We start from the raw sequence: 13,179 nt of genomic DNA on the forward strand, positions 1-13,179 counted from the left end.
GAACTCCACTGCGGCTCGCAGTTTGTCGGCAGCGCGGACGATGGTGTTCACTGGCGGGCGAGATCCCCGACGACGGAGAGCTGAGCAACCCCGAAGTCCTGCGCGGGGACCTGCGTCGCATCCTCATCGAGTCACTGCCGGACGGCACGATCCACTGGGGCCGCAAGGCGCTGACCGACCTCGCCGCAGAATTGGGCGACGGGTGTGCTCCCGAACTCCTGGAACTGATCACGAGCGGCGAGACCACGCCGGTCATCCGGCCGATCTGGGGACTGCCACTCGGGCACATGTGGGACCGGGTGCCGGGAGCCATGCTCATCGGTGACGCCGCCCACCTGACACCGCCGGACGGAGACGGAGCGAACTGGGCTCTCTACGACGGCGCCCAGCTCGGAAAGGCAATCGCTGCGCCGCCCGACGACATCGAGTCGGCTTTCTCGGGTTTCGCAGCCGAGATGCTGCCGCGTAGCGCTGCATCTTTGGCCCGGAGGTCGACCGGCGCGGGAGCGTCGGGGTCGGTGGCGGTGAGTACCCACCACTGGTGGCCGTCGCGTCCCTTGTGCCGGATCGAGGTCCAGCTGCCCTGGACCGTCGCGCTGTGGGTGATGACCGACGTGTTCGGCGAGGTGCCGGGGACATCGGCGAAGGTGAAGCCGCCGAAGACGTGCAGCCGGTGTTCGCGCTTGGGAGCGTCGCCCCACAACGTGCGGCGGACCAGCGAGTCGATGCCGTCGGCGCCGACGAGCAAGTCGTGCTCGGCGGTGCTGCCGTCGGCGAAGTGCAGGGTCACCGCCCGGTCGTCCTGGTCGATGCGCTCGACCTGCTGGCCGAATCGCAGGACGTCCTGGGGGATGGCGGCGAGCATCCGTTCGTACAGCTCCGGGCGCAGCAGGCCGATGAAGCCGCCGCCGTAAGCCCGCTTGACCTGCGCATCCAGCTTGACGTGGGCGCGGACTTCTCCGCGGAGGTTGCGGAACTCGGTGTCGGTGGGGGCGCCGAGGTCGTCGGTGTCCACCCCCAGGCAGTGCAGCGCCTTCAGCGGCGGGGGCCAGAGGTTGAGGATGTTGCCGGCCGGGCGGGCCTCCCGGTAGCGCTCGTAGACGACGACGTCGTGGCCGGCCTTCGCGATGCCGAGGGCGGCGGCCATGCCGGCGGGGCCGGCGCCGAGGACGGCGACACGGCCGGGCGGGGTTGGGGTGGAGGACATGCGGCACCTCGCGACGATCAAACAGTAGCGAGTACTACTGTTAGCGTGGAACGCTAGTGACCGTTACAGTTTTGTCAAGTCTCGAGCCGGTGACGATGGAGGATGGGGCGTGGCAGACATCGCCACCGATGACTTCGAGGTCCGGCCGCCGAAACAGCGCCGCAGCCGCGAGGCCTGGAACCGGGTGCTCGACGCCGGGGTGATGATCCTGGAGGACGGCGGGTACGAGGCGTTCACGATCGCGGCCGTGTGCGCTCGGGCGGGGGTCGCCCCTCCTGCCATCTACGCCCGTACGAGTACGAAGGACGCCCTGTTCCTGGCGGTCTACGAGCACGGCATCGCCCGCCTGCTCGCCGAGCAGGCGGTTTTCGCCGAGGTGGACCGCTGGGCCGGGCTGGAGCCGGCCGAGCTCGTGCGCTCCGCCGTGGCGGAGATGGTCGGCATCTCGCTGCGTCACACACGGTTCCTCCGGGCCATCGTCCTCACCTCGGCCGCGCACCCCGAGATCCGGCGGCGCGGCTCCCGATACAGCCGGGAACTGGGGGAGAAATTCGCGACGGTCCTGCGCGCCCTGACGGGCACGATCACGCACGACGACCCGGAAGCCGCGATCCGGTCCTGCTTCGACACCCTCTTCGCCGCCTCGATGATCCGCATCGCCTACGGCCCCGCGTTCGCCACCCCTGTCCCGGTCGACGACCAGCGGTACGTCCTCGACCTGGGGGAACTGGCGGTGCGCTACCTGTTGGGAGGCCGGTAAACCCCTCCGGCAGCACACTGCCCGGTTAAGCAGCCCGGCCACCAGCTCGGACGATCACAGGGCCTGCGCGGCGTCGGGTTCAAGCGGTAGTCGCGGATGATCATCCGGCTTCGCACGGCAGCCGCAGACCCGGCGTTGAACATCGCGGAACGCACGGCCGCGGACCTCGCAGACCCCGCATGATCCCGATCAAGCAGACGCGAAGGCCCAGCCGCCGTGCATGTCGACGTACTCGTTGCCGTCGACGTCGTACACCTTCGACCCGATGCCGCGGCTCATCCACACGGCTTGCGGCTTCGCGATCTGCCAGCTCGAGGTCGCCCCGCCGGCCAGGTATTTCATCGCCTCGGCGCCCATCTCGGCGCTGCGCCGCTGGCGTTTCAGGGAGATCTCCTGCTGCTGGATGACCTGGGCGAGCAGTCTCGAGGTGTCATCCGTCTCGCCGCTGTGGGACAGGCGCCGACCAATGAACATTCAGTCAGAGTCTGAACAGGCTAGAGTGGAGTGTCAAGGAGCTGGTCGGTCGAGGCCGGGAACAGGAGGAACGGTGCCCCGCGGGCGATTCGCATCAGGGCCGCCCCAGGCGGTACCCGACAGGCGCCTCCTCGATGCCGCGGACGGTCGCCGGCTGCAGATTCTGCAGGCCGCGACCGAGGTCATCTGCGAGCGCGGGTTCGACGACACACGCGTCGCCCACATCGCCGCGCGAGCGGGTGTCAGCGGCGGGACGATCATCTACCACTTCCGGACCCTCGACAGCCTGCTGGTCGAGGCGCTCGAACACGCCGAGGCCGCGTTCTACTCGGCGGCCGAGCAGATCGTGACCACCGGGGAAACTCCCCAGGGCCGGCTACGCAGCCTGGTCGAGTGGGTGCTCTCCCCTGCCGATCACGGCAACCGGCAGCTGGCGGCGCTGTGGATCGACACGTGGTCACAGGCCACCAGACACGCCAGGGTGGCCTCGGCCCGCGCCGCGCAGGACGAGCGGTGGCGGTCCTTGATCGCCGGCGTCGCGGCCGGTCCCGGCACCGCTCCCCGCGAGCTCGAACGCTTCGCCGTCGGGTTCGGCGCCCTCCTGGACGGCTTGATGATCCAGGTCGCCCTCGAGGACGCCAGCGTCACGCCCGAGACGGCTTGCGAGGTGGCCATGTCCTGGGCCGCGGCCGTTCTGCAGTGGTGAACCGGTTTGCGGACCCACGCAGTCAGCCGGACCGGTGGACCAGCTGGCCGTCGACGTAGATGCGATCGACGCGGGCGTGAGCGAGCTCTTCCGCCGGGCCCTCGAACGGGTCGCGATCGAGGACGACCAGATCGGCGCGCATCCCGGTGCGGATCGTGCCGGCGAGGTGCTCGACGTGGTTGATCCAGGCGCTGCCCGCGGTGTAGGCCGGCAGCGCCCCTGGCAGCGGCAACGCCTGCCCCGCCGCCAGGAGTGGCGTGCCCGGAGGGGCCTCGTGCCCGGCGCGGTTGACCGCGACGTGAATGCCCGCCAGTGGATCCGCGCTGGTGACCGGCCAGTCGCTGCCGCGCGGCCGCGGGTATCCGGTGCGGGGTTGTGAGGATGACGGTGACGACGTCCTCGGGCAGGCCGGCGATCGCGTAGCGTCCCAGGGCATCGGTGTGCGTGCGCAGGAGCTGACGGCCTCGGGTGTCGGTGATGGTGACGGCGGCGCCCTCGACGGGATGTCCCTCGCTGTCGGTGGCTGAACCGCGCAGCATGGGGAATCCGTCACCGAAGGGCCACCGCGCGTGGTCGGCGCCTCGAGTACGGGATCCTCGACGAGTTCCTCGGCGCCCGGTTCGCCGGAGCCGTCGTCTCGCCGGTGCAGCGCTCCGGCCGCGACCAGTGCCATGCCGAGCAGGATCCACCCGCCGATGACCAGGGTGGGACGGAGGAGTTCCTTACCGCCGAAGTAGAAAATGCCTCGCAGCGCATCGACGAGATTACCGAGGGGCAGCACGGGGTGCAGCCAGCGGAAGAAGCCCGGCACCATCTGCCAGGGTATGACTCCTCCGCTGGAGGGAATGGAAAGCAGCACGAAGAGCGTCATGGCGACACCGGGAATGTACTGCCGTACGAACGGAATCAGGCCGTAGACCGTCCAGGCGACCGCCTGCGTGGCGAGGAAGCCGTAGAGGATCGCCAGCGGTTTACCGGGCACGGCGTCCATCGCGTGGGCGACGAGGGAGCCGACGACACTGACGAAGACCCCGACCGCCGCGAGGGTGAGCAGCTTGGCCCGGTGACTGAGCGAGGTGGCGCGCATCAGCATCATGACGGTGATGCAGGGGACGAGGTTCCACGTCATGGCCGGGTGGAACAGGCCGGTTCCGGTCACATCGCCGGGTGCGGTGGGGACGAGCTCCACTGTGGACAGGTCGGTGTGCCGAGCCCGCGCGATCGGCGTGAAGACGGCGTTCACCGTCTCGCTTGTGTAGACACCGTCGGCCCTCGCGGTATACAGGGTCCCCGAGCCGCCGCCGGCGGCGACCGCGTAGGCCGCGTCGGCGTGCCGGTCCAGAACTGTCCGGCGGGCCTGGCCGGCGTCCGAGGCCGGGATGATGTCGAACGTGCCGGGTGCCCGTGCGTCGAGTCCGGCGCCGATCGCGGCCGCCGCGGCGGGTGGGGACACCGCGACCTTGACGTGGTGCGGCTCGGGGCTGTGGAACGGCAAGAGGTAGCAGAAGAGGAAGCCGAAGAAGAACAAGGCCGGAAACCACAGGTTCTCGGCCAGGCCAGTGATTCTGGCCGGTGCCGCGGACTCGGCGACCGTTGATCCGTCTGACATGGTGCAGGCAGCTCTTTCACGGTGATGGTCGCGAGGCGGTCACGCCTCGATCACTTGGATGGCGGCGGCCGGGCAGACCGCCGCCGCCTCGCGGACGCGTACGTGGAACTCCGGTGCCGGCGAAGGTTCCAGCACCTCGGCGACGCCGTCGTCCTCCCGCTGATCGAACACCTCGGGGACGATCAGGACACACTGGCCCGCACCGCAGCACTTCGCCTCGTCGACAGCGATCTTCATCGGCACGCTCTCCTTCTCGGTCAACGCGGAACAGCCTTCACCTCCATTAAGTCACTTGACTTGATCGCGCGCAAGTGACTAACTGTCTTTATCCACAACAAGTTGGAAGGTGGAGAAACCATGGAGCACGAGGACACGACTGCGCGGCAGAGCCCTGGCTGCCCGGTGACGTCGGCGTATCCCTTCCCGTTCGAGCATCCGCTGCGTCCCCCGGCCGAGTGGGCGCAGCTGCGGGCGCCCGGCTGCCCGATCCCGGAGGTTTCCTTGCGCACCAGCGGCCACGCTGTCCGGGTGCTCACCCGGTACGAGGACGTCCGCACCGCCCTCTCGGACGTCGGCCGCTTCTCCCGCGACCTGAGCGTCCCGGGAGCGGCGCGGCTCACCGCCGACGAGACCGGAGGGCCGTTCGCCACTGCCAGCCGGGTGGGCCCGTCCAGCAGCGGAGAAGCGCACCAGAAGTGGCGCAGGCTGGTGGGCCGCTACTTCACGGCCAAACGGATGACAGCGCTTCAGGACCGCATCCGCGAAATCGCGCACGGCCTCGTCGACGACATGGAGCGCGGCTCACGCCCGGCCGATCTGGTGACGGCGTTTGCCTTCCCCCTGCCCGTGCAGGTCATCGGGCTGCTGCTCGGCGTGCCGGCGGAGGACTGGGACCGGCTCGGGTACTGGTCACAGCTCATGTTCAGCCTTGATCGCTACGGCACGGAGGAGATCCGCGCCGGGCTGGCGGACTTCGACGCCTACCTGGTCAAGCAGGTCGCCTGGCGCCGCGAGGAGCCGGGTGACGACCTGTTGAGCATGCTGACCGCGACCTGCGGCACCGAGGACGGCCTGACCGAGGAGGAACTCCTCACGACCGGGCGGGCGTTGCTGGCGGCGGGCCACGAGACGACCTCCTCCATGATCGGCAAGATGACCGCGGTCCTGCTGGAGGACCGCGCACGGTGGGAGCGCCTGAAGGACGACCGCAGTCTGCTGCCCACCGTGATCGAAGAGCTGCTCCGGTACGACGTCAACCGCGGCTTCGGCTTGCCGCGTTACCTCACCGAAGACGTCGAACTCGGCGGGCAGACCATTTCCGCGGGCACCACGGTCGTCGCCTCCCTGCCCGCGGCCAACCGGGACGAGACCGCCTTCACCGACGCCGATCAGCTCGATTTCTCCCGATCGCCCAACAGGCACCTCTCCTTCGGCGCCGGTCCGCACGCGTGCCTGGGGCAAAGCCTGGCCCGTACCGAACTCCAGGTGGCCTTCGCGACACTGCTCGACCGTCTGCCCGGCCTGCGGCTGGCGGTACCCGCCGGGGAGCTGCGGCACCGCGAGGGGCTGGTCAGCGGAAGTTTTGACGAGATCCCCGTGACCTGGTAAACGACGCCTCATGAGCGAAGCGACACGGGCGGCGGCGGAGCGCCCACAGCACTCCGGTACCAGGGAGCTGCTCCTGCGGCAGGCGGAACGCCTGTATGCCGAGAACGGCATCGCCGCCGTGTCGAACCGCAAAGTCGCGGAACTGACGGGCACCGCCAACAATTACGCCGTCGGTTACCACTTCGGGGACAAGACGGGCCTGATCCGCGCTCTGGTCCGCGACCACTACGACGAGATCGACCGGATCCGCAAGAACCTGCTGCGCGAGACGCCCCACCCGCGCAGCGTCCGGGACCTGGTGTGGCTGACCGTCTTCCCCACGGCTCTGCATCTCGCCGAACTTCCGGCCCCCACCTGGTACGCGCGCTTCAACCTGCACGCCATCACCGACCCCGTCTGGCGTGGCGTGCTGGCGGAGGAGGCACGCGCCACCCCGAGCACCACCGAGACCTGGGAAGCACTGCTCGATTCCATCCCCGGTGTGGAACGCCGGATCCTGGAATTCCGCGCGGAACTCGTCAGCACACTCACCGCGCGCGCCTGCGCCGGGTACGAGGAGCAGCTCCACACCGGCACCCGGCCACCGGGATCCTCATGGCGATCCGTCGGCGAATTCGTCGTCGACGCCGTCACCGGCATGCTCACCGCCCCCCACACGTACCCCGGCTGACCGTCCCGCTCGTGCCGGGAAGCCCGCGAAGAACGCCGCGGACCCAGCTCGGCGGAGCGCCGGCGGATTCGAGGGACGGTCAGGAACTACCGCGTGGCAGGGGTCGGCCGACGCGGGTCCGCCAGGCGCGCAGCTCGCGCGGCAGGCCGGCACCCAGTGCGCCGGTCACCACTCCGGCCTGCAGGTACGCCCCGGCGAAGCGCCGCTCGGCGAGCGATCCCTCCGCGACGACGAACTCGTCGTCCGGGCCGGGCGATCCGAAGGACTGGATCTTCAGGTCGTACTGGTCGGACCAGAAGTAGGGCACGGCGGGGACGTACCGGAAAGTGGAGTCCAAAATGGACTTCGCAACCGCGCGGCCCTGTTCCGTCGCGTTGAGACGGTGCTCGACGCGCAGACAAGCGTTCCGAGGACCGAGTTGATCTACAACCCCATCCTGAAGTTCGCCACCGACCTGCAGCTTGAGTGAGCGCCGCCGACCCCGGGCATCGTCTCCTCGATCTCCAGGGCGAACCCCTTCGCCCGGACCACGGTCAGCTGCTTGCGCAGATCGTCCACGGAGGACACCGTGCGGGACGTCAGGTGGGTCAGCCCGGCTTCGCTGAACCGGGCGAGATGGTCTTCGAGGTCAGGGGAGGAGGCGAGCAGCACCTTGCCCGTCGCCGTGCCCGGTGCGGGCAGCCGCCCGCCGACCCGGGAGTGCGAGTGGATGTTGGCCTCGCCCGCGACCTTCTCCAGGAAGAGCACGTGGACACCGTCGAGCACGGCCAGGTGGATCGTGGCCCGGGTGGCGGCGAACAGGTCGGCCAGCGCGGGCCGGGCGACCGCGCGCAGTACCGCCGAGGCCGGTACCCGCTGGCCGAGTTCGAACATCCGCAGCCCGAGCTGGTAGCACTCGCCGCGGCGCTCCAGCAGCCCCCACTCGACCAGCTCCTGCGCGAGGCGGTAGGCCGACGCCTTCGGCACGCCGGAGCGGCGGCTCAGGTCGGTGAGCCCCAGCTGGTAGGCGCCGGACTCGAAGGCGCCGAGCAGCAGCTGCGCCTTGCCGAGCACCGAATTGGGCCGGCCGTCGTCCTCGGTGGACATGGCACCTCCTCGCGGCTCGGAACGAGCCGTGATTATCACCATCCGGCAAGATCCAAGTCCAGCGAGTGTCACCGAAGACAGGCTTCGCGAAGCAGCGCACGCGGTCACGGCGATCCCGAGCCCGACCGGCCGCGAAGCACCCCTCGCCCGGATGCTCGCCTCGCGGCTGTCGGGCGCCGGGTTCGCCGCCCGAGCCCAGCACCTCGACGAGTTCCAGGCCAACGCCGTCGGCCGCCTGCGCGGCTCCGGCGGCGGCGAGGACCTGATGCTGTACGCCCCGATCGACACCCTCACCACCGGTCCGTCCGAATTGGACGTCCCGTGGATCGGGCCGGAGCTGCGGCCGGACATGCGACCCGAGCCTCGCGACGAAGGTCCGTTCGTCTCCGGACTCGGGGCGAGCAACCCCAAGGGCCACGCGGCCTGCATCCTCGTGCTCGCCGAGGCGTTAGGTGCGATTCGGCCCGAGCTGGCCGGTGACGTCGTCGTGGCGTTCGGCGCGGGCGGGATGCCGACCAACGCCGTGGAGGCGCCGGGCTACCCCGCGCGGGCCAACACCGGGCAAGGCGTCGGCTGCTCGTTCCTGCTCGAGCGCGGCTGGCACACCGACTACGCGGTGATCGCGAAGCCCGGGGACTTCGTCGCCCACGACGAGGTCGGGCTGTGCTGGTTCGAGATCACCGTGCCCGGCATCCACACCTACGCCGGCAGCCGCCACCGGCTGCCCTACCGCAACCCGATCGTCACCGCCGCCGACGTCGTGACCCGCCTCGAGCGGTGGCTCGCCGACTACCCCGCGCGCCACCGCACGGCGACCGCCGCCCCGCAAGGGGTCATCGGCTCGATCGCGGGCGGCTGGGAGCGCATGCTCGCCGTCACCCCGGCGGCCTGCCGGATCCGCCTCGATGTGCGGATCGCCCCGGGCACGACACCGTTGTCCGTCAAGCGGGAGCTGGCCGCGTTCCTGGACCAGTTCGACGTGGAGCTCGAAACGGTCCTGGCCATTCCCGGCACGTCGACCTCCCCCGACTCGCCGATCGTGCGGACCGCGATCGAGGCGTGGGAAGCAGCTTCCGGCCGTCCGCACGAGCCGGTGCCGGACAACAGCGGGGCCACGGACGCGAACATCCTGCGCGCCCGCGGCATCCCGACCGTCCGGACCGGCATGCCGAAGGCGGCCTCCGACGACTTCAGCCGCGGCATGAACACCGTCGACGTCCGCGCGATGCGCCGCCTGTGCGAGGTCCTCGCCCGCACGACCCTCTCCACCACCGGGAAGGAAACAGCATGACCCCACCCCCCGAGAGCCACTACGCCGACGGCGGTGGCGTCACCTACCACTACCACGACCTCGGGTCCGGCCCGGACACCGTGTTCCTGCACGGTGGTGGCCCCGGCTGCACCGCGTGGAGTGATTTCGGGCCGGTGGCGCCCTTGTTCGCCGAGGACCGGCGGTGCCTGCTCGTCGACATCCACCAGTACGGCCGCTCGGCGAAGACGCCGATCACCGGCCCGATGTGGGACCACCACGCAGCCAAGACCGTCGCCCTCCTGGACACATTGGGCGTCGAGCGCGCCGATTTCGTCTGCAACTCCTGGGGCGGCACGATCGCCCTCAACCTGGCGGCGAAGTACCCGGACCGGGTGCGCTCGCAGGTCGTCACCGGCAGCATGCCCGTCTTCTACGGGCCCCTGGCTCCCCTGCCCGAAGGCGGCCGCCGCGGTCGCAACGCCCGCGACGCCTACTACGGCGGCGAAGGGCCGACGCGCGAGAAGATGCGCCGCCTGATCACCAGCCTCGAGTGGTACGACGGCGACCAGCTCCCCGAAGAGACCCTCGACCTGCGGTACGAGCAGAGCCTCGACCCCGGCGAGCGCGAGCTGGCCGCCATGTCGGACTCCCCGCGCGGCGACTGGCAGGACCTCACCGACGAACTCGGCCGGATCCAGGCGCCCACGCTGTTCATCTGGGGCATGCAGGACGCGTTCCTCACGCCCGACTACCCGCTGATGCTGGCGCGCATGGTGCCGAACGGCAACCTGCACGTCATGGACCACGTGTCCCACCACCTGCAGGAAGAACGCCCGCACGCCTACCACGCGGTGGTCGACGGCTTCTTCCGGTCCCTGGTCCCGCAAGGAGTTCCGGCATGAAGGTCCTGCTCGCCCTGACTCTCGCGGCCGCGACGCTGGCCGCCCTGCGCAAGCTCGCCGCCCACAGCAACACCCAAGTCCACCGCATCAACACCAAGGAGCACGCGTGAGCATCTGGACCGAGCTCAGCCCCATCGCGCACCGCGTCGAGTACGTCGACGCCGCCGGCGTCCCCACCAGGACGCTGCGGGCCGGGAACCCGGACGCCGAAGCCGTCGTGTTCCTGCACGGCACCAGCGGGCACCTGGAAGCGTTCGCCCGCAACATCGTGGCGCACAGCGAATTCGACGTCCACGCGATCGACATGCTGGGCCACGGCTACACCGGCAAGCCCGCCCAGCCCTACGAGATCGCCGACTACGTGAAGCACCTCCTGGACTACTTCGACGCCGTCGGCATCCGGGCCGCGCACATCGTCGGCGAGTCCTTGGGTGGCTGGGTCGGGGCACGCGCCGCGGTCGACCACCCGGAGCGGGTGCTGAGCCTGCAGCTGCTGTGCGCCGGCGGGACCGTGGCCAACCCCGAGGTCATGGACCGGATCCGCACCAGCACGAAGAACGCCGTCGCCACCGACGACGTCGAGCTGACGCGCAAACGCTTGCGGCTGCTCATGGCGAGCGAGGAAAACGCCACCGAAGAGCTCGTCGAGGTCCGGCACGCGATCTACCACACCCCGGAGTTCGTGGCCAATGTGGATAATCTGCTGTCATTGCAGAACATGGAACGGCGGCAGCGCAACCTGTTGCGTCCGGAGCAGCTGGTCCGGATCACGCAGCCGACGCTGATCGTGTGGGGCCGTCAGAACCCGTTCGGTGAGGTTCCGGAGGCCGCGAAGATGCACGAGAACATTCCCGGCTCGCAGCTGGAGCTGTTCGAAGAATGCGGTCACTGGCCGCAGCACGAGCAGGCCGCCCGCTACAACCCGCTGAGCCTGGAATTCCTCCGCAAGGTCACCGCCGCATGAGGGCCGCACGGTTCCACACCTGGGGCTCGGCCCCGGTGATCGACGAGGTCGCCGAACCGGCGCGGGCCGAGGGCGAGGTGCTCGTCGACGTCCAGGCGGCGGCGGTGGCCCACCTGGACGTCACGGTTGCGAGCGGCACCTTCGGCCTGAAGCCGGCTCTGCCCTACACCGGCGGCGTGGAGGGCGCGGGAATCGTCGTCGAGTCCGATGTGGACTCCGGCCTCGAGCCAGGGACCCAGGTGATGCTGCGCGGCGGAGGTCTCGGCTTGCTGCGTGACGGGACGTGGACCGAACGGGTGAGTGTGCCGGCCAAGGCCGTGACCCGGCTGAACGCCCCGCTGGCCCCCGAGGTCGCGGCGACGTTCTTCGTGCCGGCGACGACCGCGTTCGTGGTCCTGCACGACGTGGCCCGGCTGAGCGAGGACGAGGAGGTGGTCGTCGTCGGCGCCGCCGGCGCGGTCGGGTCGATGGTGGCCCAGCAGGCCCTGCTCGCCGGCGCGAAGGTCACCGGCATCGTCGGCCGCGAGGACCAGCTCGCCGACGTACCCGAAGGCGTCACCGGGGTCTGCCTCGACGCCACCGGGGACGTCGACCGGCTCGCCACGGACCGCCCGGCGTCCTTGCTGGTGGACACCCTCGGCGGTGACGGCCTCGTGGCCCGCACGCGCTGGGTCCGGCCGGGCGGACGAGCGGCGGTGATCGGCTACGTGACCGGCACCGAAGTCCGCGTCGACCTGCCGTCCTGGCTCCTCGACGACGTCGCGTTGCTGCCGGTCAACATGATCCGGCAGGAGCGCCGGGCCCGCGACGTCGCCGGCGACCTCGTCAAGAAGCTGTCCGCGGGCGAGTTGTCGGTGGCCGTGCAGAAGTACGAGTTCGCCGACGCGGCACTGGCGCTGGAAGACCTGCGGGCCGGCCGGGTCCGCGGCCGCGCGGTCCTCGTCCCCTGATGGTTCGGTGAGCGGACCGGTCCGTTGGCCGGACCGGTTCCGCTGACCGAACCTGAACCCATGGTGGCGAACAGCGTCCTCGGCAAGGTCCAGCTCATCCTGGAGGCGTTCGGCCCCGACGACGAGCACCTGAGCCTCACCGAACTGGCCCGCCGCTCCGGCGTCGCGAAGGCGTCCGTGCACCGGCTGGCTCAGGAGCTGCTCACCTGGGGCGTGCTGGAGCGCCGCGGCAGCGACTACTGGCTCGGGATCCGCCTGTTCGAAATCGGCCAGCGAGTGCCTCGCCAGCGCATCCTCCGCACCGCCGCGAGGCCGTATATGGAGGACCTCTACCAGGCGACGAACGAGACGATCCACCTCGCCGTCCCCGACGGGCGGGAGGTCCTGTACCTGGAGAAGGTGTCCGGCCACGGCGAGGTGACGAAGCCGTCCCGGGTGGCCGGCCGGATGCCGATGCACTGCACCGCCACCGGCAAGGTCCTGCTGGCCTTCGGCCCGCGCGCCCTGGTCGACGAGGTGATGGCGTCGCCCCTCGACCGGCTGACGCCCCACACGGTCAACGCACCCGGCCTCCTGGTGAACGAACTGGCCCGCGCCCGCGCGAACGGCTACGCGGTCGAATACGAGCAGACCCGCGTCGGCTTCGTGAGCGTGGCCATCCCCCTGAACGGCGCGACCGGCCTGACGACCGGAGCGCTGTCGATCACCGCACCGCTGTTCCGCGCCGACGTCACCAAATACGCCGGACTGCTGACCATGGTCGGCCGCCGGATCACCAAGACGGTCAGCGCGCTTCGACACACAACACACACCGCTTGAACCTGTTTCGATGAGCGCTTGGCCCACCGTCGTCCGCTACGAGCCCGACGATCGCTGGGTAGCCGCTGCACGAACTAAGTGGTCGGTTTCGGAAGTTCTTCGGGGGTCGTGTCGACCCCGGATCAGTAGGGGTTGTCCAGGTAGAGGCGGCAGGCGCAGTCGAGGGCTTCTT

15 protein-coding genes and 1 pseudogene are annotated in these 13,179 nt (G+C 70.0%); 9 read left to right on the forward strand and 7 right to left on the reverse strand.

Translation table 11 applies throughout. The features are described from left to right. Positions 1 to 373: 373 nt before the first annotated feature. Positions 374 to 1,207, reverse strand: a complete 834-nt coding sequence (locus tag ACWED2_RS12815) for an FAD-dependent oxidoreductase (RefSeq protein WP_449690602.1) — start codon at positions 1,205 to 1,207, stop codon at positions 374 to 376. 109 nt (positions 1,208 to 1,316) lie between these two features. On the opposite strand from ACWED2_RS12815, the gene ACWED2_RS12820 reads away from it, so the two are divergent. Next, positions 1,317 to 1,967, forward strand: coding sequence for a TetR/AcrR family transcriptional regulator (locus ACWED2_RS12820; RefSeq protein WP_449690603.1), 651 nt, complete (start codon positions 1,317 to 1,319; stop codon positions 1,965 to 1,967). A 189-nt stretch (positions 1,968 to 2,156) separates the two neighbouring features. On the opposite strand, the gene ACWED2_RS12825 is transcribed toward ACWED2_RS12820, so the two are convergent. Continuing rightward, complete coding sequence (locus ACWED2_RS12825) at positions 2,157 to 2,441, reverse strand: hypothetical protein (protein ID WP_449690604.1); 285 nt, start codon at positions 2,439 to 2,441, stop codon at positions 2,157 to 2,159. Positions 2,442 to 2,514: 73 nt separating this feature from the next. On the opposite strand from ACWED2_RS12825, the gene ACWED2_RS12830 reads away from it, so the two are divergent. Continuing rightward, a complete protein-coding gene (locus ACWED2_RS12830) occupies positions 2,515 to 3,147 on the forward strand; it encodes a TetR/AcrR family transcriptional regulator (protein WP_449690605.1) in 633 nt (210 codons plus the stop codon). A gap of 22 nt (positions 3,148 to 3,169) precedes the next feature. Here the strand turns inward: ACWED2_RS12830 and ACWED2_RS12835 are convergent, their stop codons facing one another. The 3 genes and pseudogenes from ACWED2_RS12835 to ACWED2_RS12845 all read right to left on the reverse strand — a co-directional run bounded on the left by ACWED2_RS12835 (position 3,170) and on the right by ACWED2_RS12845 (position 4,993). Then, complete coding sequence (locus ACWED2_RS12835; protein ID WP_449690623.1) at positions 3,170 to 3,583, reverse strand: amidohydrolase family protein; 414 nt, start codon at positions 3,581 to 3,583, stop codon at positions 3,170 to 3,172. Beyond that, a pseudogene (locus ACWED2_RS12840) lies at positions 3,573 to 3,686 on the reverse strand (hypothetical protein); the annotation flags it as partial. The gene ACWED2_RS12835 and the pseudogene ACWED2_RS12840, both read right to left, overlap by 11 nt. A 1,109-nt stretch (positions 3,687 to 4,795) precedes the next feature. Continuing rightward, positions 4,796 to 4,993: a ferredoxin gene (locus ACWED2_RS12845; RefSeq protein WP_449690606.1), complete on the reverse strand. Its 198-nt coding sequence runs from the start codon at positions 4,991 to 4,993 to the stop codon at positions 4,796 to 4,798. A gap of 120 nt (positions 4,994 to 5,113) precedes the next feature. Between ACWED2_RS12845 and ACWED2_RS12850 the strand changes: the two genes are divergently transcribed. Both ACWED2_RS12850 and ACWED2_RS12855 read left to right on the forward strand, forming a co-directional pair. Beyond that, positions 5,114 to 6,364, forward strand: coding sequence for a cytochrome P450 (locus ACWED2_RS12850; protein ID WP_449690607.1), 1,251 nt, complete (start codon positions 5,114 to 5,116; stop codon positions 6,362 to 6,364). A 10-nt stretch (positions 6,365 to 6,374) separates the two neighbouring features. Continuing rightward, positions 6,375 to 7,034 (forward strand): TetR/AcrR family transcriptional regulator, encoded by a 660-nt coding sequence (locus ACWED2_RS12855; RefSeq protein ID WP_449690608.1) that lies wholly within the window; start codon positions 6,375 to 6,377, stop codon positions 7,032 to 7,034. 79 nt (positions 7,035 to 7,113) lie between these two features. Here ACWED2_RS12855 and ACWED2_RS12860 read toward each other — a convergent pair whose 3' ends face one another. Continuing rightward, on the reverse strand, positions 7,114 to 7,371 hold the full coding sequence (locus tag ACWED2_RS12860; protein WP_449690609.1) for an oxidoreductase C-terminal domain-containing protein: 258 nt from the start codon (positions 7,369 to 7,371) through the stop codon (positions 7,114 to 7,116). An 86-nt stretch (positions 7,372 to 7,457) separates the two neighbouring features. Beyond that, positions 7,458 to 8,120 (reverse strand): IclR family transcriptional regulator, encoded by a 663-nt coding sequence (locus ACWED2_RS12865; protein WP_449690610.1) that lies wholly within the window; start codon positions 8,118 to 8,120, stop codon positions 7,458 to 7,460. A gap of 151 nt (positions 8,121 to 8,271) precedes the next feature. Here ACWED2_RS12865 and ACWED2_RS12870 point away from each other — a divergent pair, with 151 nt between their 5' ends. From ACWED2_RS12870 to ACWED2_RS12890, 5 genes are all read left to right on the forward strand, one after another. Then, positions 8,272 to 9,411 carry a M20 family metallopeptidase gene (locus tag ACWED2_RS12870; protein WP_449690611.1) on the forward strand — a complete coding sequence of 380 codons (1,140 nt, stop codon included), beginning with the start codon at positions 8,272 to 8,274 and terminating at the stop codon, positions 9,409 to 9,411. Further along, positions 9,408 to 10,274 carry an alpha/beta fold hydrolase gene (locus ACWED2_RS12875; RefSeq protein WP_449690612.1) on the forward strand — a complete coding sequence of 289 codons (867 nt, stop codon included), beginning with the start codon at positions 9,408 to 9,410 and terminating at the stop codon, positions 10,272 to 10,274. The genes ACWED2_RS12870 and ACWED2_RS12875 overlap by 4 nt, the downstream gene beginning before the upstream one ends. Before the next feature lie 106 nt (positions 10,275 to 10,380). Next, entirely contained in the window at positions 10,381 to 11,238 is an 858-nt protein-coding gene (locus ACWED2_RS12880; protein WP_449690613.1) for an alpha/beta fold hydrolase, read from the forward strand. Beyond that, on the forward strand, positions 11,235 to 12,188 hold the full coding sequence (locus ACWED2_RS12885) for a quinone oxidoreductase family protein (protein WP_449690614.1): 954 nt from the start codon (positions 11,235 to 11,237) through the stop codon (positions 12,186 to 12,188). The genes ACWED2_RS12880 and ACWED2_RS12885 overlap by 4 nt, the downstream gene beginning before the upstream one ends. Before the next feature lie 60 nt (positions 12,189 to 12,248). Then, the gene (locus ACWED2_RS12890; protein ID WP_449690615.1) at positions 12,249 to 13,007 is read left to right on the forward strand and encodes an IclR family transcriptional regulator; all 759 of its coding nucleotides are present in this window, start codon (positions 12,249 to 12,251) and stop codon (positions 13,005 to 13,007) included. The last annotated feature ends 172 nt before the right edge of the window (positions 13,008 to 13,179 follow it).

This window comes from Amycolatopsis sp. NPDC005003 (genome assembly GCF_053600695.1).

What these genes read in the sequence shown, in the direction of transcription:
- ACWED2_RS12815 (WP_449690602.1), bottom strand. Translation starts at nt 1,207, where the DNA reads ATGTCCTCCACCCCAACCCCGCCCGGCCGTGTCGCCGTCCTCGGCGCC.
- ACWED2_RS12825 (WP_449690604.1), bottom strand. Translation starts at nt 2,441, where the DNA reads ATGTTCATTGGTCGGCGCCTGTCCCACAGCGGCGAGACGGATGACACC.
- ACWED2_RS12835 (WP_449690623.1), bottom strand. Translation starts at nt 3,583, where the DNA reads ATGCCCTGGGACGCTACGCGATCGCCGGCCTGCCCGAGGACGTCGTCA.
- ACWED2_RS12845 (WP_449690606.1), bottom strand. Translation starts at nt 4,993, where the DNA reads ATGAAGATCGCTGTCGACGAGGCGAAGTGCTGCGGTGCGGGCCAGTGT.
- ACWED2_RS12850 (WP_449690607.1), top strand. Translation starts at nt 5,114, where the DNA reads ATGGAGCACGAGGACACGACTGCGCGGCAGAGCCCTGGCTGCCCGGTG.
- ACWED2_RS12855 (WP_449690608.1), top strand. Translation starts at nt 6,375, where the DNA reads ATGAGCGAAGCGACACGGGCGGCGGCGGAGCGCCCACAGCACTCCGGT.
- ACWED2_RS12865 (WP_449690610.1), bottom strand. Translation starts at nt 8,120, where the DNA reads ATGTCCACCGAGGACGACGGCCGGCCCAATTCGGTGCTCGGCAAGGCG.
- ACWED2_RS12870 (WP_449690611.1), top strand. Translation starts at nt 8,272, where the DNA reads ATGCTCGCCTCGCGGCTGTCGGGCGCCGGGTTCGCCGCCCGAGCCCAG.
- ACWED2_RS12875 (WP_449690612.1), top strand. Translation starts at nt 9,408, where the DNA reads ATGACCCCACCCCCCGAGAGCCACTACGCCGACGGCGGTGGCGTCACC.
- ACWED2_RS12885 (WP_449690614.1), top strand. Translation starts at nt 11,235, where the DNA reads ATGAGGGCCGCACGGTTCCACACCTGGGGCTCGGCCCCGGTGATCGAC.
- ACWED2_RS12890 (WP_449690615.1), top strand. Translation starts at nt 12,249, where the DNA reads ATGGTGGCGAACAGCGTCCTCGGCAAGGTCCAGCTCATCCTGGAGGCG.